The sequence below is a fragment of the Bacillus sp. N5-665 genome, from assembly GCF_022637375.2.
In the GTDB taxonomy this organism is placed as follows: Bacteria; Bacillota; Bacilli; order Bacillales; family Bacillaceae_G; genus Bacillus_A; species Bacillus_A wiedmannii.
Genome location: NZ_CP093325.1, coordinates 5,414,870 through 5,435,000 on the forward strand (window position 1 = coordinate 5,414,870; position 20,131 = coordinate 5,435,000).

Genomic DNA, 20,131 nt, shown 5'->3' on the forward strand with positions numbered 1-20,131 from the left:
CTTATCCTCTTTTCCATCTTGTACCTTGAGCGGTATCTTCTAAAATAATATTACGGTCTTTTAAATCATCGCGAATTTGATCTGATAATGCAAAATCACGATTTTTACGAGCTTCAATGCGCTTTTGAATAAGTACCTCAATTTCTTCATCAAGCAACTCTTCTTGCGCTAATTCTAACCCTAAAATATCAAATAATGTTTCAAGTTGTTTTACGTATGCTTCAATTACAACTGTAGACGTATGTTCTTCCAGTAAATATTGATTTGCATGATTTGCTACATTATATAACTCAGTGATTGCATTAGCAGTGTTGAAGTCATCATTCATTGCTTCTTCAAATGCAGTCTGGAATTTTTCCAGTTCTGCTAACCATTTCTCATTATGATCTGTTAAATCAGTACTACTTTCCATACGGTGTTTTAAATTACCGTAAGCCGTTTTAATTCTTTCCAGTCCGTTATTTGTACTTTGTAGTAAATCCTCACTGAAATTAATTGGGTGACGGTAATGTACCGATAGCATAAAGAATCTAATTAGCTGTGGATCATATTGCTTAATGATATCGTGAACTAAAATGAAGTTCCCCAGTGACTTAGACATCTTCTCATTATTAATATTAATATATCCATTGTGCATCCAATAACGTGCAAATGTTTTTCCTGTTAACGCCTCAGACTGTGCAATTTCATTCTCATGATGAGGAAATGCCAAGTCTTGACCACCAGCATGAATATCGATTGTATCTCCTAAGTATTTACGCGCCATTGCCGAGCATTCAATATGCCAGCCTGGACGACCTTTCCCCCAAGGGCTTTCCCAGAAGATTTCTCCTTCTTTCGCAGCTTTCCATAAAGCAAAATCAAGAGGGTCTTGTTTCTTTTCTCCTACTTCAATGCGTGCACCGTGACGTAAGTCGGCGATCGGTTGATGCGATAATTTACCGTATCCTTCAAATTCCTTCGTTCTAAAGTACACATCACCTTCTGATTCATATGCATATCCTTTATTCACAAGTTCTTGAATAAATTCAATAATGATATCCATATTTTCCGTTACACGCGGATGAACTGTTGCATGTTTGCAACCTAGTGCCGTTACATCTTCAAAATACGCTTCAACGAAACGGTCAGCAATTGTCGGCACATCTTCACCTAATTCATTTGCTGCTTTAATTAATTTATCATCTACGTCAGTAAAGTTAGATACATACTGCACATCATACCCTTTATATTCTAAATAACGGCGTACCGTATCAAATACCATAGGTGGTCTTGCATTCCCAATGTGAATATAGTTATAAACTGTAGGTCCACACACATACATCTTTACCTTATTTTCTTCTAATGGAGTAAACTCTTCCTTTTGACGCGTTAACGTATTATAAATGTGAATAGTCATTTTTATCCTTCCTTTCTACCTTTACTTCAAGTTGTTTTTTCAATTTATCAAGTTCTACTTCCATGACCTTTAACTTATCAAAAATTGGGTCTGGAAGGTCAGAATGATTTAATTCTTGACCGATCTTTACTCCATTTTGAATAACGACTCGGCCAGGTATACCTACAACTGTAGAATGTGCAGGCACTTCTTTTAATACGACAGACCCTGCTCCAATTTTAGAATTCTCTCCAACTGTAATAGAACCTAGTACTTTAGCACCTGTTGCAATTAATACATTATCCTGAATTGTAGGATGCCTCTTCCCCTTTTCTTTACCCGTACCACCTAATGTAACACCTTGATAGATCGTTACATTATCACCAATTTCGCACGTTTCTCCAATTACAACCCCCATTCCATGGTCTATGAAAAAACGACGACCAATTGTTGCTCCTGGATGAATCTCAATACCAGTAAAGAAACGACTAACTTGCGAGATCCAACGTGCAATAAAGAAGAAATTCTTTTTATAAAAAGCATGTGCAATTCGATGGGCCCAAACTGCATGTAATCCAGAGTAAGTCAAAATGACTTCGAAATAACTTCTTGCCGCTGGATCCTGTTCAAAAACGACTTCAATATCTTCCCGAAGCCTCTTAAACATCGATGTTCCCTCCCCTTTATGGGCTGCTTTTTCGAGTGAACTAACTCCCTTTACTCCCTACTTATCCCCCTAAATCTTTATACACAGGGATAAAACTTATACTCATATCCACTTTTACGGTATAAAAAAAGACGCCTCTGTCATATTGACAGAGACGCCTTATAAGCGCGGTTCCACTCTGTTTAGGCTAAAAAAAGCCTCAAACTCATCTCTGATAACGGTGTACACCGCTTCTGCTTACTTTACGCCCTAAGACGTTTCATAAAACAATTCGCTGTTCAGCAGAAGACTCGAAGGGGCATTTCAAAAATCCGCTTATAAACCACTTCCAGCCTAAAGGTGGTTCTCTCTGTAAAAAGCCTGATTTTCTACTTCTCCTTCTCGTCGCTTTTCCTTATTAGGTTTTAAGTATACTTATTATATTTCTAAATCTAGAAAATGTTAACCAATTACTTTTTGAAGACGATTTAAAACTTTTTCTTTTCCAAGAAGTGCAATAGCATTAGGAAGCTCTGGGCCATGTGTTTGACCAGTAGTTGCAACACGGATTGGCATAAATAAGTTTTTACCTTTATGACCTGTTTCCTTTTGCACTGCTTTAATAGCCGCCTTAATTGCTGCTGGTTCCATCGCTTCTAGTGCTTCTACTTGACCCGCAAATGCACGAAGTACTTCTGGTACTTGTTCACCTTTTAATACTTCTTGTCCTTCTTCTTCATAATCAACATGATCTTTGAAGAACATTTCAGAAAGCTCTACAATTTCAGCTCCAAAACTCATTTGTTCATGATATAACGCAATTACATCACGAATCCAAGCTTGTTCTTGTTCACTTAAAGTTTCACCTATACGTCCAGCTTTCACTAGATGCGGTAAACTTAACTCTACCACCATATCTAAGTCTTGCTTTTTCATATATTGGTTGTTCATCCATTTTAGTTTTTGAGAATCAAATAATGCAGGCGATTTTGATAAACGAGCTGCATCGAACATTTTGATAAACTCATCTTGAGAGAAGATTTCCTCTTCTCCTACTGGCGACCAACCTAATAGTGCAATAAAGTTAAAGATTGCTTCTGGAAGATATCCAAGCTCTTTATATTGCTCAATAAATTGAATAATAGATTCATCACGCTTACTTAACTTTTTACGGCTTTCGTTTACAATTAAAGTCATATGACCAAATTGCGGAATATCCCAACCGAAAGCTTCGTAAATCATCATTTGTTTTGGCGTATTTGAAATATGATCATCACCACGAAGTACATGTGTAATCTCCATTAAGTGATCATCTACTGCTACCGCAAAGTTATAAGTTGGAATTCCATCTTTTTTCACGATAACGAAATCACCGAAATCATTTGAATGGAATGCAACTTCATCTTTTACGATATCTTTAAACGTGTAGTCGCGATCAACCGGTACACGGAAACGAATACTCGGAATGCGGCCTTCAGCCTCAAATCCCTTCATTTGCTCCTCAGTTAAATCACGGTGGTTTCCAGCATAACGCGGTGTTTCACCACGAGAGATTTGACCTTCACGCTCTGCTTCTAGCTCTTCTTCTGTCATATAACATTTGTAAGCTAAACCGCGCTCTAATAAATCTTCATATAATTTTTTATAAATATCTAAACGCTCTGTTTGACGATATGGTCCAAATTCACCACCAACATCAACACCTTCATCCCAGTCCATACCGAGCCATTTCAAGTATTTTAATTGGCTTTCTTCTCCACCAGCAACATTACGTTTCACATCAGTATCTTCAATACGAATAATAAACTTACCATCTTGATGACGAGCAAATAAATAATTAAATAATGCCGTACGCGCATTTCCGATATGTAAGTGTCCTGTTGGACTTGGCGCATAGCGCACTCTCACTTGCTTTTCCATAATTGGTACACCTTCCATTCTTAATGTCAACACATTCTATAATTGTACACCAAAAAAATGTGATTATCCATCTTACGAATTAAAAACCATTATTTTTTCTGTAATAAAACAACTGCTTGAGAAGCAATTCCTTCTTCTCTACCTGTAAATCCTAATTTTTCTGTTGTTGTTGCTTTTACATTGATATTGTCAATAGACGTTTCTAATAGTTCACTAATACGTTTACGCATACTTTCAATATGTGGTGCCATCTTTGGCTTTTGAGCAATAATTGTACAATCTAGATTCCCTAACTCGTAACCTTGTTCACGTACAAATTCCCAAACCTTTTGCAGCAATACAGCTGAATCAGCATCTTTAAAAGCAGGATCTGTATCAGGGAAGTGCTTTCCAATATCCCCAGCTGCAATTGCACCTAAACATGCATCCGCAATCGTATGTAACAATACGTCTGCATCTGAATGACCAATTAATCCTTTCTCATGAGGAATTGTAATTCCACCAATAATTAACGGTCTACCTTCCGCAAACTCATGCACATCAAAACCTTGTCCAATTCGAAACATTTTTTACATCCTCCTCAAGCTAAACTACAGAGCTTTATGATTCTATATTATATCGCTATCCTTATAAAGAAAAGCCCGGCTGTTGCCGAGCTTTTTTTCGCTATAATCATCACTGTCATTTCTTTTGAACATGAAGGAAACTTTCAGCAATTAATAAATCCTCTGGAGTCGTCACTTTAATATTATAGTAACTCCCCTCTACTACACCTACTTGCTTCCCGATACGTTCTACGAGACTTGCATCATCTGTACCAAGGAAACAACCCTGTTTTGCACTTCTATGAGCTTCTAACAAAAGAGAAACAGCGAACCCTTGTGGTGTTTGTACAGCTTTAAGCTGAGATCTTTCTACCGTTTCGACAACGATACCCTGCTCTACTTTCTTAACTGTATCTTTCACTGGTACCGCACAAATGGACGCTCCATATTTTTCCGCTGCAGTTAATACATCTTGAATCACTTTATTCGTTACAAATGGACGCGCGCCGTCATGTACAAGAACATACTCAACATCACTAGTATACTGAATGGCGTTATATACACTATCTTGTCTTTCGGCTCCGCCCTGAATAAATTGTACTGGCTTTTCAATTGGATACTTTTGCATTAATTCTTCAAAATACGGACGTTCTTCTTCGTTAATTGCCATAATAATACTTTTGCATGCTTTATCTTTTTCAAAAGCACGTAACGTATGCACAATAATCGGTACTTCATTAATAAGTAAAAACAACTTGTTTTTACCAGCACCCATCCGCTTACCTTGACCAGCTGCTGGAATAATTAATGTATACATATTAATAATCCTCTACTTATAATGCTTTTTCTAATAATTTACGTTTGGCGAAAATCATACGCCCAGCCGATGTTTGTAACACACTAGTAACGAGCACATTGAGTTGTGAACCCACATATTCTCTACCATCTTCTACTACAATCATCGTGCCATCATCTAAATATGCAACACCTTGATTTTGTTCTTTTCCATCTTTGACAACATAAACACTCAGTTCTTCACCTGGGAGTACAACAGGTTTAATTGCATTAGCTAAATCGTTAATATTTAACACCGTTACCCCTTGTAATTCAGAAACTTTGTTTAAGTTGAAATCATTCGTTACTACCGTTCCACCAGTGATTTTCGCCAACTTTACAAGTTTGCTATCCACTTCTTGAATATCATCGAAATCGCCTTCATAAATTTCTACCGGAATCGGCATCTCTTTTTGAATACGATTTAAAATATCTAATCCTCTGCGACCACGATTACGCTTTAAAGCATCAGAAGAATCGGCAATGTGCTGAAGTTCTTCTAACACGAATTGTGGAATCACAATTGTTCCTTCTAAAAACTTTGTTTGGCAAATATCAGCAATACGCCCATCGATAATTACACTCGTATCGAGAATTTTCCAATGAGTTGTAGATTCTTCTACCTCAGTTTCTTCATTCTCACTATTATTATTTTTCTTCTTCCCACGTTGTGGTAATGTAAATAATCCTAGCAATTCATTCCTCTTTTTAAACCCTACTTGGAATCCTAAATATCCAAGCAAAAGAGTAAAGAACACTTGCAATACTGTACTAATAACTGGAATTGTAAATTCACGAATTGGTATTAAAATTAAATATGCAACAATAAGACCCGAGATTAACCCTAATGTACCAAATAAAACATCCGCTACAGGCGCCTTTACAAGAGCCTCTTCAATATGCTTAATAAGTTGAACAATATAATCTACAAGCCAAAATGTTGTTAAAAATAAAATAATTGCACCAATAATTGCTCGAACATACGATCCTTCCAATAAAGGAACAGCACCCATGTCTAATACATTAATAACTTTTGGGATTAAGTAAATCCCTAACGCTCCGCCAATTACTAGAAAGAAGAGCTGTACAATTCGTTTTAACATCCAACCACCTCCTACTCATTATTAACCATTGTTTCGCTAATCAAAACGCCGAATGCAAAAGCGGACGTGTTTTTTTATAAATAGTTTTATTTACCAATATACCATATCATATACCAAAAATGTTCTAGTGTCGTTATATTATAGAATCAATGTAATATTCTTAATTGTGTCTACTCATATAGAGATGCTCTTGGATTCTTTTTAGGCCTTCTCGTATTTTCTTCGCCCTGACTTCTCCAATTCCTTCCACATCATCCAATTCATTAATAGTTGCTCGACAAACACCTTGCAAAGTCTTAAATCGATTAATTAAATTTTCAATTATAAGTGGCGGAACGCGCGAAATTTTGCTTGTGATTCGGTATCCTCTCGGCGTCACACTTTCTTCTAAACTCATTTGTCCTGGGTAGCCAAGCAATTTAACTAAATCGCTATCCTCTAGAAGTTGTGTATTCGCAAGATCTTGTAACTTTTTCAAAATTTGATGATGGTCTTGTGTTTTTTCTTGATAATAATCTTTAATTAATAACGCTGCCTCTGCCTCTAAATCAGCTAGTAGTTCTGTAAGTTGTAAACGAATTAACCTACCTTCTGTTCCTAGCTCATGAATATAGCTCAATATTTCATTTTTAATACGCAGTACCATTTCAACACTATGTAACACATGAACCACCTCGGACATTGTAACGACTTCTTCAAATTCTAGAATGCCCAAATTTGTAATACCATCATTCCATACAGCCTTATATTTTTCTAACGTTTGAATAGCTTGGTTTGCCTTCGTTAAAATAACACCTATATCCTTTAGTGTATAACGTAAATTCCCTTGATATAGTGTAATTACGTTACGTCTTTGTGAAATAGCTACAACGAGACTACCTGTCTGCTTTGCTACACGCTCTGCCGTCCGGTGGCGCATACCTGTTTCAATAGAATCAATAGATGCCTCTGGAACTAACTGTGCATTTGCAATTAAAATTTTACTTCCAGTTTCATTTAAAATAAGTGCCCCATCCATTTTTGCTAATTCGTATAAACTAGCAGGAGAGAATGCACAATTAATGTGAAATCCCCCATCAACAATACTTTTAATTTGTTCATTATATCCAAGAACAATTAGTCCCCCTGTTTGTGCGCGAAGCACATTATCTATCCCTTCGCGCAGTGGTGTTCCTGGGGCCACGAGCTGTAAAATATTAATCATACTTTTGACACGTTGCTTGTTTTCTTCCATAGCCTAGCCTCCTAATGTCAAACGAAGCGCTTCCCCTAAATTAGATACACCTACTACCTCAATCCCATCCGGAATTGTCCATCCCCCCAAATTTTTTCTAGGAATAATAGCACGTTGAAATCCTAATTTAGCTGCTTCTTGTACACGTTGTTCAATTCTTGATACCCTTCTTATTTCTCCAGTTAATCCTACTTCTCCTATTACTGCATCAGTTGGTGTCGTAGATTTATCTCTAAAACTTGAAGCAATACTTAAAGCCACAGCTAAATCAATTGCTGGTTCATCTAATTTCAAGCCACCTGCTACTTTTAAATATGCGTCTTGGTTTTGCAATAATAAACCTGTTCTTTTTTCTAGCACTGCCATAATAAGCGATACACGGTTATGATCAATTCCCGTCGCCATTCTTCGAGGGTTTCCAAAACTAGTAGGGGAGATTAATGCTTGTATTTCTACTAAAACCGGTCTTGTTCCTTCCATTGAGGCAACTACTGTTGATCCTGCGACTCCAACGGGTCTTTCCTCAAGAAAAATTTCAGAAGGGTTTAAGACTTCCGCAAGACCAAGCTCTTTCATTTCAAAAATACCCATTTCATTCGTGGAACCAAAACGATTCTTCACAGCTCGCAAAATACGATATGTATGATGACGATCTCCTTCAAAGTAAAGAACTGCATCGACCATATGTTCTAACATACGAGGTCCTGCAATTGCCCCCTCTTTTGTTACATGTCCGACGATAAAAATAGGAATCCCTTTCGTTTTTGCAAGTTTCATTAGTTCCGCTGTACATTCACGTACTTGCGCTACACTTCCTGGGGCTGACGTCACTTCAGGTAAATGTATCGTTTGAATAGAGTCAATAACAACAAAAGCCGGATTCATCTCTTCAATGTGCGCTGCAATTCGCTGTAGATCAGTTTCTGCTACAACAAATAGATTACTACCCTTTACATGCAAACGATCTGCACGAAGTTTAATCTGCTTTGCTGACTCCTCACCTGATATGTATAGTACATCATATGAAGAATCTGCTAATTGCGATGAAATTTGTAATAACAATGTTGATTTCCCAATCCCAGGGTCTCCACCAATAAGCACTAAGGATCCATCTACAATCCCACCACCAAGTACACGATTAAACTCTTGGAATTTCGTTTCAATACGTGCCTCAGATTTTGTTTCTACTTCTGTTAGGCGTCTTGGTTTTGTTACTTCCGATTGAATTGCATTGGCATAATTAAGGCGTCTTGATGATACAACCGGTTCCATCTCTTCAACAAGCGTATTCCATTGACCACAACCAGGGCATTTCCCCATATATTTTGGTGACTGATAACCACACTCTTGACATGTGAATTTTGTTTTCTTTTTAGCCATATCGTTTTATATTTCACTTCACTTTCATCTATAAACAGTTTATCCTTCTCGTACAAGAAAGAGGGCTATCTCGTAGCCCTCTTAGTTTGTCTATACTTATTTTACCTTTTCAGCACTATGAATGACAAATGATTCCCCTTCAACATCAAAGATAACTTTTTGTCCTTTCTCAATAGCACCTTTTAAAAGTTCTTCCGATAGTCTATCTTCTACATGTTTCTGAATTGCTCTACGAAGCGGACGAGCACCGTATTCTCGGTCAAATCCTTTATCAGCAATGGCTGAAATCGCTCCTTCTGTTAAATGCAATTCAATCTCTTGCTCTTTTAAGCGCTTCACTAACTGATTCACCATAAGTGTTACAATCTCTTGAATATGTTTTTTCTCAAGCATATGGAACACGATAATTTCATCAATACGGTTTAAGAATTCTGGACGAAATGCCTTTTTCAGCTCATCCATTACTTTACCTTTCATATCTGAATAATCGCGGCTCTCATCTTGTACGTTAAATCCAAGATGTTTATTACGTTTTAACGCATCTGCACCAACGTTAGATGTCATAATAACAATTGTATTACGGAAATCAACTGTACGCCCTTTAGAATCCGTTAAGCGACCATCTTCTAATACTTGTAGTAAAATGTTAAACACATCAGGATGAGCTTTCTCTACTTCATCTAATAGGACAACTGAATATGGCTTACGGCGAACCTTTTCTGTTAATTGTCCACCTTCTTCATATCCAACATATCCTGGAGGAGATCCAACTAAACGAGAAGTCGAATGCTTCTCCATGTACTCAGACATATCGATGCGAATCATTGCATCCTCATCACCGAACATAGATTCTGCTAATGCTCTTGCTAGTTCTGTTTTACCTACACCTGTTGGCCCTAAGAAAATAAATGAACCAATCGGACGTTTCGGATCTTTCAATCCTGCTCTAGCACGACGAACAGCTTTCGCTACAGCTACTACCGCTTCATCTTGACCAATAACACGGTTGTGAAGAATGGATTCTAAGTTTAATAATTTATCAGTCTCTGTTTGTGCAAGTTTAGAAACCGGTATACGAGTCCACGTAGAAACGACATTTGCAATATCTTCTACTGTCACTTCTGAGTTTTCTTTTCCTTGTTGCTCTTTCCATTGACGCTTCGTATCTTCTAACTTTTCACGTAAGCGTTGTTCCATATCACGTAAGGAAGCAGCTTTTTCAAATTCTTGACTTTGCACAGCTGCATCTTTTTCTTTTCTAATTTCCTCAAGCTTTACTTCAAGCTCTTTTAGATTTGGTGGTGTTGTATAAGAGCGTAAGCGAACCTTTGAAGCAGCTTCATCAATTAAATCAATTGCTTTATCTGGTAAGAAACGATCTGTAATATAGCGGTCTGAAAGCTTTACAGCTGCATCAATTGCATCATCTGTAATAGATACACGGTGATGTGCTTCGTAACGATCACGTAAACCTTTCAAGATTTGAGTTGATTCGTCTAAACTTGGCTCATCAACGTGAATTGGTTGGAAACGTCTTTCTAAAGCCGCGTCTTTTTCAATATATTTACGATATTCATCTAAGGTTGTCGCCCCGATACATTGTAACTCTCCGCGTGCTAAAGATGGTTTTAAAATGTTCGATGCATCAATTGCACCTTCTGCTCCACCTGCACCAATTAATGTATGAAGTTCATCAATAAATAGAATAATATTTCCAGCTTGACGGATCTCATCCATAACTTTCTTTAAACGATCTTCAAATTCACCACGATATTTCGTTCCAGCTACAACTGTACCCATATCTAGTGTCATAACACGCTTATCTCTTAATGTTTCAGGAACTTCATTATTTACAATTTGTTGTGCTAATCCTTCTGCAATTGCCGTTTTACCTACACCAGGTTCTCCAATTAATACAGGATTGTTTTTTGTTCTACGGCTTAAAACTTCAATTACACGTTGAATTTCTTTACCACGACCGATAACAGGATCTAGACGATTTTCACGTGCAACAACTGTTAAATCACGTGCTAAGCTATCCAGTGTCGGTGTATTTGCATTCGTTGAAGAACCACCTTGGTGACCTGAACTTGCTTCATTACTTCCGAGAAGTTGCAATACTTGTTGTCTTGCCTTATTTAGGCTAACACCTAAGTTATTTAAAACACGTGCTGCTACACCTTCACCTTCACGGATTAAACCAAGTAAGATATGCTCTGTTCCAACGTAAGAATGACCTAATTTACGAGCTTCATCCATAGACAACTCAATAACCTTTTTAGCACGCGGTGTATAATGTACAGTTTGAGAAGCTTCTGTTCCGCGTCCAATCAACGCTTCTACCTCTTTTTGAACCTTCTCTGGACTTAATCCAAGAGCAATTAACGCTTTTGCTGCAATTCCTTCACCTTCGCGTACAAGCCCAAGTAAAATGTGTTCTGTTCCAATATTATTATGCCCAATACGAATTGCTTCCTCTTGAGATAAAGCTAATACTTTCTGTGCTCTTTCTGTAAATCTTCCAAACATCATAGAAATCGCCTCCTACTTGCGCTTAGTTTTTTTCAATACGTAATCGCTCACGGATTAAGGTTGCTCTTCGATAATCTCTTTCTTCTGGTCCTAAAGGTCCGCCTGCATATTGTTGTAAAATGCCTGGTTGTGTAAGAACCATTAGCTCAGTCAAAATATTTCTCGATACACCTTTTATATATCCTAAATCAATACCAAGTCGTACATCTGATAAGCAAGTGGCCGCTTCTGCAGATTGAATTAAACGACTGTTTGCTAGTATGCCATAAGAGCGATAAACTTTATCTTCAAGCTCAATACTTGAATTTTGTACAATTAATTCTCTAGCCATTTTTTCTTGCTGTATGATTTGTTGAATGACACTCTTTAAATCTGCAATAATATCTTCTTCAGATTTTCCTAGCGTCATTTGATTTGACACTTGAAATATATTACCTAACGCTTCGCTACCTTCACCGTATATTCCTCTTACTACTAACCCTAATTTTTGAATTACTTGTATAATGCGGCTAATTCTTTTCGTTAAAACGAGTCCCGGTAAGTGAATCATTACGGAAGCCCTCAATCCTGTACCAACGTTAGTAGGGCAGCTCGTTATATATCCAAGTGATTCATCAAAAGCATATTCAACCTCTTCCTCTATCCAATTATCTATTTGATTGGCACTTTGAAGGGCCTCTGATAACTGTAATCCTGAAAATAAGCACTGTATCCTAATGTGGTCTTCTTCATTAAGCATAACACTAATATGTTCACTTTCTGATAATAGACATGCTCCATATTCTGTTCCTGCAAGGTTAGGACTAATTAAATGCTTTTCAACTAATACTCTCCTTTGAAGAGGCGTTAATTCATTCATTTTTAATAGTTCAAACTCTCCAAAAGGTTCTACCGTTTTATTTATAAATTCCTTTTTAAATAATTCATGAATCTGTCTAGCTTCTTCTTCGTTTTGCATAGTAGAGAATTGATATTTTTTAAAATTACGAGCCAAACGAATTCGACTACTTAAAACAATATCAGAATCAGGGCCATCCCCCTTCATCCATGGACTAATCGCTTCATTCATAATTTTGTCCAGTGACATAGAACTATTCCCCCTCTCTATGCTCACTAAGCTGATTTTCAAGACCTCGAATGTTATCCCTTACTTCAGCAGCTTTCTCAAACTCCTCTTTCTGTACGTATTGTTTCAGAATGAGTTTTAGTTCATCTAATTCTTTCTTTAAGTGAAGATTTCCTTCTATACGTTCCGGAATTTTTCCACAATGATCTGTATGTCCGCCGTGCAGACGTTTTAATAATGGCTTTAAATGTTCCTTAAATGTATCGTAACAAGAAGCACATCCAAACCGTCCCACCTTTGTAAATTGCTCATATGTCATCTTACAATCTGGACACCTTAATATACTTGTATTCGAAAGCCCGTTTTGTCCTTCTTCAAACATTGTTGATTCATCGTGTAATAACCCAGCAAATAAATCATGGAATGAAAAGTTAGACTGCGGTGATTGAAAGAAAGACGTATAGCCACTTTGTTCTGCACATTGCTCACAAAGATGAACTTCCGTCTTCTTTTCGTTGATTACTTTTGTATAATGTAAAGTTGCTGGTCTTATATTACAGTTTTGACAAGTCATCACTATCCCCACCTTTACAATAGGAACGATCTATCTGATAGTACTTTTCATACATTACTAGATTGTTCACTTTCCTTTACTTGTTTAAATAAAAGTGCGTGTTCTTTTTCAAAACCTCTACAATATTTAACTGCCTTATCTCTTAGTTATTATTCTTTTACAAAAGCTATATTTATTTATATTTCAGTGTTCTTAACATTGCGCATAATATTCGAGCCCTAAGTTCATCTCGAGAAGGAACATCCATTGATAATACAGAACGATCTAGTACACTTAACATAAGTTTAGCTTCACGATTTGTTATGATTCCCTCTTCTATTAAACGTATAATCATACTCTCTGCATTCCCTTGCGCAACGCTATGATCAATCATATGAAGCATTTGATCGATCATGTCTATATCGTCATGCAGTTTGACTTTTATAATGCGAATGTAACCTCCTCCACCACGTTTACTTTCTACTACAAATCCTCTTTCTAACGTAAAACGGGTATTGATTACATAATTGATTTGAGATGGTACGCACTCGAATCGATCCGCAATCTCATTTCTTTTGATTTCAATCACATTATTATTACTTAAGTCAATAACTTGCTTTAGATATTGCTCAATGATATTAGATATATTTCTCATTTATCCGCCACCTTTATTGACTTTGACTATCTTTGACTTTAATTATATACGTATTAATAAAATTTGCAACTCTTTTGCTTATTCACTATCCTAGCCACATTCCCCTGTATTTAATCAAAATAATAATTATTTAAACACATTTTTTAATTACTATGGATTATAAAAGAAAACACGAAAAAACACGAGTCATTTGACTCGTGTTTAGTTGCTTGGCGACGTCCTACTCTCACAGGGACAAGGTCCCAACTACCATCGGCGCTAGAGAGCTTAACTTCCGTGTTCGGTATGGGAACGGGTGTGACCTCTCTGCCATCATCACCAAACTATGAAGGCATATTCCTTCAAAACTAGATAACATTGCTACATATTATATGGTTAAGTCCTCGATCTATTAGTATTCGTCAGCTCCACATGTCACCATGCTTCCACCTCGAACCTATCAACCTGATCATCTTTCAGGGATCTTACTAGCTTACGCTATGGGAAATCTCATCTTGAGGGGGGCTTCATGCTTAGATGCTTTCAGCACTTATCCCTTCCGCACATAGCTACCCAGCTATGCCCTTGGCAGAACAACTGGTACACCAGCGGTGCGTCCATCCCGGTCCTCTCGTACTAAGGACAGCTCCTCTCAAATTTCCTACGCCCACGACGGATAGGGACCGAACTGTCTCACGACGTTCTGAACCCAGCTCGCGTACCGCTTTAATGGGCGAACAGCCCAACCCTTGGGACCGACTACAGCCCCAGGATGCGATGAGCCGACATCGAGGTGCCAAACCTCCCCGTCGATGTGGACTCTTGGGGGAGATAAGCCTGTTATCCCCGGGGTAGCTTTTATCCGTTGAGCGATGGCCCTTCCATGCGGAACCACCGGATCACTAAGCCCGACTTTCGTCCCTGCTCGACTTGTAGGTCTCGCAGTCAAGCTCCCTTATGCCTTTGCACTCTACGAATGATTTCCAACCATTCTGAGGGAACCTTTGGGCGCCTCCGTTACACTTTAGGAGGCGACCGCCCCAGTCAAACTGCCCACCTGACACTGTCTCCCGGGTCGATAAGACCCGTAGGTTAGAATTTCAATACATTCAGGGCGGTATCCCACCAGCGCCTCCACCGAAGCTAGCGCTCCGGTTTCAATGGCTCCCGCCTATCCTGTACAAAATGTACCAAAATTCAATATCAGGCTACAGTAAAGCTCCACGGGGTCTTTCCGTCCTGTCGCGGGTAACCTGCATCTTCACAGGTACTATAATTTCACCGAGTCTCTGGTTGAGACAGTGCCCAAATCGTTACACCTTTCGTGCGGGTCGGAACTTACCCGACAAGGAATTTCGCTACCTTAGGACCGTTATAGTTACGGCCGCCGTTTACTGGGGCTTCAGTTCAGAGCTTCGCTTACGCTAACCCCTCTCCTTAACCTTCCAGCACCGGGCAGGTGTCAGCCCCTATACTTCGCCTTACGGCTTCGCAGAGACCTGTGTTTTTGCTAAACAGTCGCTTGGGCCTATTCACTGCGGCTTTCCGTTAAGAAAGCACCCCTTCTCCCGAAGTTACGGGGTCATTTTGCCGAGTTCCTTAACCAGAGTTCTCTCGCACACCTTAGGATTCTCTCCTCGCCTACCTGTGTCGGTTTGCGGTACAGGCACCTTTTATCTCGCTAGAAGCTTTTCTTGGCAGCGGGGAATCAAAGACTTCGCTCCATAAGGAGCTTCCCCATCACAGCTCAGCCTTCACGATAAGCGGATTTGCCTACTTATCAGCCTAACTGCTTGGACGTGCACAACCAATCGCACGCTTCTTCTATCCTTCTGCGTCCCTCCATTGCTCAAACGATAAAGAGGTGGTACAGGAATATCAACCTGTTGTCCATCGCCTACGCCTGTCGGCCTCGGCTTAGGTCCTGACTAACCCTGAGCGGACGAGCCTTCCTCAGGAAACCTTAGGCATTCGGTGGACGGGATTCTCACCCGTCTTTCGCTACTCATACCGGCATTCTCACTTCTAAGCGCTCCACCAGTCCTTCCGGTCTGACTTCACTGCACTTAGAACGCTCCCCTACCACTGATACCATTGGTATCAATTCGCAGCTTCGGTGGTGTATTTAGCCCCGGTACATTTTCGGCGCAGAGTCACTCGACTAGTGAGCTATTACGCACTCTTTAAATGGTGGCTGCTTCTAAGCCAACATCCTAGTTGTCTAAGCAACTCCACATCCTTTTCCACTTAATACACACTTTGGGACCTTAGCTGGCGATCTGGGCTGTTTCCCTCTTGACTACGGATCTTATCACTCGCAGTCTGACTCCTAAGGATAAGTCATTGGCATTCGGAGTTTGACTGAATTCGGTAATCCGATGAGGACCCCTAGTTCAATCAGTGCTCTACCTCCAAGACTCTTACACTTAAGGCTAGCCCTAAAGCTATTTCGGGGAGAACCAGCTATCTCCAGGTTCGATTGGAATTTCTCCGCTACCCACACCTCATCCCCGCACTTTTCAACGTGCGTGGGTTCGGGCCTCCATTCAGTGTTACCTGAACTTCACCCTGGACATGGGTAGATCACCTGGTTTCGGGTCTACGACCACGTACTAAACGCCCTATTCAGACTCGCTTTCGCTGCGGCTCCGCCTCTTCAGCTTAACCTCGCACGGGATCGTAACTCGCCGGTTCATTCTACAAAAGGCACGCCATCACCCATTAACGGGCTCTGACTATTTGTAGGCACACGGTTTCAGGATCTCTTTCACTCCCCTTCCGGGGTGCTTTTCACCTTTCCCTCACGGTACTGGTTCACTATCGATCACTAGGGAGTATTTAGCCTTGGGAGATGGTCCTCCCAGATTCCGACGGAATTTCACGTGTTCCGCCGTACTCAGGATACATTCAAGAGAGAACGAAGTTTCGACTACGGGGTTGTTACCCTCTACGACGGACCTTTCCAGGTCGCTTCGTCTACCTCGTTCCTTTGTAACTCCGTATAGAATGTCCTACAACCCCAAGAGGCAAGCCTCTTGGTTTGGGCTATGTTCCGTTTCGCTCGCCGCTACTCAGGAAATCGCATTTGCTTTCTCTTCCTCCAGGTACTTAGATGTTTCAGTTCCCTGGGTCTGTCTTCCTTACCCTATGTATTCAGGCAAGGATACCATACCATTACGTATGGTGGGTTTCCCCATTCGGAAATCTTCGGATCAAAGCTTACTTACAGCTCCCCGAAGCATATCGGCGTTAGTCCCGTCCTTCATCGACTCCTAGTGTCAAGGCATCCACCGTGCGCCCTTTCTAACTTAACCAAACTAAAATTAAAAAAATATGAGCTACACTGTTATCTAGTTTTCAAAGAACATACATTTATATATGAGAGATAGTTCTCTCAAAACTGAACAAAACGAAACACGGAAACTTATATTGATGAACAGCGTTCATCAATTCTCCATAGAAAGGAGGTGATCCAGCCGCACCTTCCGATACGGCTACCTTGTTACGACTTCACCCCAATCATCTGTCCCACCTTAGGCGGCTGGCTCCATAAAGGTTACCCCACCGACTTCGGGTGTTACAAACTCTCGTGGTGTGACGGGCGGTGTGTACAAGGCCCGGGAACGTATTCACCGCGGCATGCTGATCCGCGATTACTAGCGATTCCAGCTTCATGTAGGCGAGTTGCAGCCTACAATCCGAACTGAGAACGGTTTTATGAGATTAGCTCCACCTCGCGGTCTTGCAGCTCTTTGTACCGTCCATTGTAGCACGTGTGTAGCCCAGGTCATAAGGGGCATGATGATTTGACGTCATCCCCACCTTCCTCCGGTTTGTCACCGGCAGTCACCTTAGAGTGCCCAACTTAATGATGGCAACTAAGATCAAGGGTTGCGCTCGTTGCGGGACTTAACCCAACATCTCACGACACGAGCTGACGACAACCATGCACCACCTGTCACTCTGCTCCCGAAGGAGAAGCCCTATCTCTAGGGTTTTCAGAGGATGTCAAGACCTGGTAAGGTTCTTCGCGTTGCTTCGAATTAAACCACATGCTCCACCGCTTGTGCGGGCCCCCGTCAATTCCTTTGAGTTTCAGCCTTGCGGCCGTACTCCCCAGGCGGAGTGCTTAATGCGTTAACTTCAGCACTAAAGGGCGGAAACCCTCTAACACTTAGCACTCATCGTTTACGGCGTGGACTACCAGGGTATCTAATCCTGTTTGCTCCCCACGCTTTCGCGCCTCAGTGTCAGTTACAGACCAGAAAGTCGCCTTCGCCACTGGTGTTCCTCCATATCTCTACGCATTTCACCGCTACACATGGAATTCCACTTTCCTCTTCTGCACTCAAGTCTCCCAGTTTCCAATGACCCTCCACGGTTGAGCCGTGGGCTTTCACATCAGACTTAAGAAACCACCTGCGCGCGCTTTACGCCCAATAATTCCGGATAACGCTTGCCACCTACGTATTACCGCGGCTGCTGGCACGTAGTTAGCCGTGGCTTTCTGGTTAGGTACCGTCAAGGTGCCAGCTTATTCAACTAGCACTTGTTCTTCCCTAACAACAGAGTTTTACGACCCGAAAGCCTTCATCACTCACGCGGCGTTGCTCCGTCAGACTTTCGTCCATTGCGGAAGATTCCCTACTGCTGCCTCCCGTAGGAGTCTGGGCCGTGTCTCAGTCCCAGTGTGGCCGATCACCCTCTCAGGTCGGCTACGCATCGTTGCCTTGGTGAGCCGTTACCTCACCAACTAGCTAATGCGACGCGGGTCCATCCATAAGTGACAGCCGAAGCCGCCTTTCAATTTCGAACCATGCAGTTCAAAATATTATCCGGTATTAGCCCCGGTTTCCCGGAGTTATCCCAGTCTTATGGGCAGGTTACCCACGTGTTACTCACCCGTCCGCCGCTAACTTCATAAGAGCAAGCTCTTAATCCATTCGCTCGACTTGCATGTATTAGGCACGCCGCCAGCGTTCATCCTGAGCCAGGATCAAACTCTCCAATAAAGTTAGTTTGTCTAGCATCTAAAAATAAAAATTGACGTTTCACGTTGTTTGTTTCGTTCAGTTTTCAAAGAACTTTTTTTGGTGGAGCCTAGCGGGATCGAACCGCTGACCTCCTGCGTGCAAGGCAGGCGCTCTCCCAGCTGAGCTAAGGCCCCAAACAATTATCGGGAAGACAGGATTTGAACCTGCGACCCCCTGGTCCCAAACCAGGTGCTCTACCAAGCTGAGCCACTTCCCGAAAGAAAACGCGCCCGAGAGGAGTCGAACCCCTAACCTCTTGATCCGTAGTCAAACGCTCTATCCAATTGAGCTACGGGCGCATATGGTGCCGAGGGCGGGGGTCGAACCCGCACGGTGGTCACCCACCGCAGGATTTTAAGTCCTGTGCGTCTGCCTGTTCCGCCACCCCGGCATGTCATATTGGAAATTGGAGCGGAAGACGGGATTCGAACCCGCGACCCCAACCTTGGCAAGGTTGTATTCTACCACTGAACTACTTCCGCAAGACATGTTTGAGTTATTTCATTAAAAGTGCGGGTGAAGGGAGTCGAACCCCCACGCCAAAGGCGCTAGATCCTAAGTCTAGTGCGTCTGCCAATTCCGCCACACCCGCATATTTCATTAAAATGGTGAGCCATGAAGGATTCGAACCTTCGACCCTCTGATTAAAAGTCAGATGCTCTACCAACTGAGCTAATGGCTCTTGCAATAAAAACTGGTGCCGACTAGAGGACTTGAACCCCCAACCTACTGATTACAAGTCAGTTGCTCTACCAATTGAGCTAAGTCGGCTAAATGGTGGAGGATGACGGGATCGAACCGCCGACCCCCTGCTTGTAAGGCAGGTGCTCTCCCAGCTGAGCTAATCCTCCGAATTGCCTGGCAACGTCCTACTCTCACAGGGACAAGGTCCCAACTACCATCGGCGCTAGAGAGCTTAACTTCCGTGTTCGGTATGGGAACGGGTGTGGCCTCTCTGCCATCATTACCAGACTGTATTCATTTAAGACAAGAATTATTGTAACTTATTTAACTTTTAAAGTCAACAAGTTTTTTTATATTCTTTCAAAACTAGATAACATTTGCTTCATATTATATGGTTAAGTCCTCGATCTATTAGTATTCGTCAGCTCCACATGTCACCATGCTTCCACCTCGAACCTATCAACCTGATCATCTTTCAGGGATCTTACTAGCTTACGCTATGGGAAATCTCATCTTGAGGGGGGCTTCATGCTTAGATGCTTTCAGCACTTATCCCTTCCGCACATAGCTACCCAGCTATGCCCTTGGC

The 20,131-nt window shown here is 41.1% G+C and carries 12 protein-coding genes, 9 tRNA genes, 5 rRNA genes and 1 other annotated feature (1 of these 27 only partly in view); all 26 genes read right to left on the reverse strand.

The genetic code is table 11. The annotated features are described in order from the left end of the window. Position 1 precedes the first annotated feature (1 nt). Entirely contained in the window at positions 2-1,399 is a 1,398-nt protein-coding gene (gene cysS, locus MNO09_RS30385; protein ID WP_000152265.1) for a cysteine--tRNA ligase, read from the reverse strand. Beyond that, positions 1,380-2,045, reverse strand: a complete 666-nt coding sequence (gene cysE, locus MNO09_RS30390; protein ID WP_000476500.1) for a serine O-acetyltransferase — start codon at positions 2,043-2,045, stop codon at positions 1,380-1,382. Before cysE ends, cysS begins: the two co-directional genes overlap by 20 nt. A 147-nt stretch (positions 2,046-2,192) precedes the next feature. Further along, positions 2,193-2,439, reverse strand: a binding site (T-box leader). 47 nt (positions 2,440-2,486) lie between these two features. Next, positions 2,487-3,944, reverse strand: a complete 1,458-nt coding sequence (gene gltX / locus MNO09_RS30395) for a glutamate--tRNA ligase (RefSeq protein ID WP_000415158.1) — start codon at positions 3,942-3,944, stop codon at positions 2,487-2,489. A gap of 89 nt (positions 3,945-4,033) precedes the next feature. Continuing rightward, on the reverse strand, positions 4,034-4,510 hold the full coding sequence (gene ispF, locus MNO09_RS30400) for a 2-C-methyl-D-erythritol 2,4-cyclodiphosphate synthase (RefSeq protein WP_000488386.1): 477 nt from the start codon (positions 4,508-4,510) through the stop codon (positions 4,034-4,036). 115 nt (positions 4,511-4,625) lie between these two features. Further along, on the reverse strand, positions 4,626-5,306 hold the full coding sequence (gene ispD / locus MNO09_RS30405) for a 2-C-methyl-D-erythritol 4-phosphate cytidylyltransferase (protein ID WP_000288298.1): 681 nt from the start codon (positions 5,304-5,306) through the stop codon (positions 4,626-4,628). A gap of 16 nt (positions 5,307-5,322) precedes the next feature. Then, positions 5,323-6,426, reverse strand: coding sequence for a PIN/TRAM domain-containing protein (locus MNO09_RS30410; protein WP_000919687.1), 1,104 nt, complete (start codon positions 6,424-6,426; stop codon positions 5,323-5,325). 160 nt (positions 6,427-6,586) lie between these two features. Next, positions 6,587-7,660, reverse strand: a complete 1,074-nt coding sequence (gene disA / locus MNO09_RS30415; RefSeq protein ID WP_000392165.1) for a DNA integrity scanning diadenylate cyclase DisA — start codon at positions 7,658-7,660, stop codon at positions 6,587-6,589. A gap of 3 nt (positions 7,661-7,663) precedes the next feature. Continuing rightward, positions 7,664-9,040, reverse strand: a complete 1,377-nt coding sequence (radA, locus tag MNO09_RS30420; RefSeq protein WP_001085205.1) for a DNA repair protein RadA — start codon at positions 9,038-9,040, stop codon at positions 7,664-7,666. 96 nt (positions 9,041-9,136) lie between these two features. After that, a complete protein-coding gene (clpC, locus tag MNO09_RS30425; RefSeq protein WP_000971181.1) occupies positions 9,137-11,572 on the reverse strand; it encodes an ATP-dependent protease ATP-binding subunit ClpC in 2,436 nt (811 codons plus the stop codon). Positions 11,573-11,594: 22 nt separating this feature from the next. Further along, positions 11,595-12,659: a protein-arginine kinase McsB gene (gene mcsB, locus MNO09_RS30430; protein ID WP_000050830.1), complete on the reverse strand. Its 1,065-nt coding sequence runs from the start codon at positions 12,657-12,659 to the stop codon at positions 11,595-11,597. A 4-nt stretch (positions 12,660-12,663) separates the two neighbouring features. Further along, a complete protein-coding gene (mcsA, locus tag MNO09_RS30435; protein WP_000128403.1) occupies positions 12,664-13,212 on the reverse strand; it encodes a protein-arginine kinase activator protein McsA in 549 nt (182 codons plus the stop codon). 172 nt (positions 13,213-13,384) lie between these two features. After that, positions 13,385-13,846, reverse strand: coding sequence for a transcriptional regulator CtsR (ctsR, locus tag MNO09_RS30440; RefSeq protein ID WP_001244576.1), 462 nt, complete (start codon positions 13,844-13,846; stop codon positions 13,385-13,387). A 207-nt stretch (positions 13,847-14,053) separates the two neighbouring features. Beyond that, positions 14,054-14,169 (reverse strand): 5S ribosomal RNA (gene rrf / locus MNO09_RS30445). A gap of 48 nt (positions 14,170-14,217) precedes the next feature. Continuing rightward, positions 14,218-17,139, reverse strand: a 23S ribosomal RNA gene (locus tag MNO09_RS30450). 146 nt (positions 17,140-17,285) lie between these two features. Next, positions 17,286-18,837, reverse strand: a 16S ribosomal RNA gene (locus MNO09_RS30455). A gap of 79 nt (positions 18,838-18,916) precedes the next feature. Beyond that, positions 18,917-18,992, reverse strand: a tRNA-Ala gene (locus MNO09_RS30460). Positions 18,993-19,001: 9 nt separating this feature from the next. After that, positions 19,002-19,075: transfer RNA gene (locus MNO09_RS30465), tRNA-Pro, on the reverse strand. 8 nt (positions 19,076-19,083) lie between these two features. Next, positions 19,084-19,157, reverse strand: a tRNA-Arg gene (locus MNO09_RS30470). A gap of 3 nt (positions 19,158-19,160) precedes the next feature. Then, positions 19,161-19,249: transfer RNA gene (locus MNO09_RS30475), tRNA-Leu, on the reverse strand. Between the two features lie 16 nt (positions 19,250-19,265). Beyond that, a tRNA-Gly gene (locus MNO09_RS30480) sits at positions 19,266-19,340 on the reverse strand. A 29-nt stretch (positions 19,341-19,369) separates the two neighbouring features. Further along, positions 19,370-19,450: transfer RNA gene (locus tag MNO09_RS30485), tRNA-Leu, on the reverse strand. A 14-nt stretch (positions 19,451-19,464) separates the two neighbouring features. Continuing rightward, positions 19,465-19,540: transfer RNA gene (locus MNO09_RS30490), tRNA-Lys, on the reverse strand. Positions 19,541-19,553: 13 nt separating this feature from the next. Beyond that, a tRNA-Thr gene (locus MNO09_RS30495) sits at positions 19,554-19,629 on the reverse strand. A 4-nt stretch (positions 19,630-19,633) separates the two neighbouring features. Further along, positions 19,634-19,709 (reverse strand) — tRNA-Val (locus MNO09_RS30500). A 5-nt stretch (positions 19,710-19,714) separates the two neighbouring features. Continuing rightward, positions 19,715-19,830: ribosomal RNA gene (rrf, locus tag MNO09_RS30505) — 5S ribosomal RNA — on the reverse strand. Positions 19,831-19,933: 103 nt separating this feature from the next. Next, positions 19,934-20,131, reverse strand: a 23S ribosomal RNA gene (locus tag MNO09_RS30510) (it continues 2,724 nt past the right edge of the window). The 16S, 23S and 5S rRNA genes sit together here with 9 tRNA genes alongside, the layout of an rRNA operon.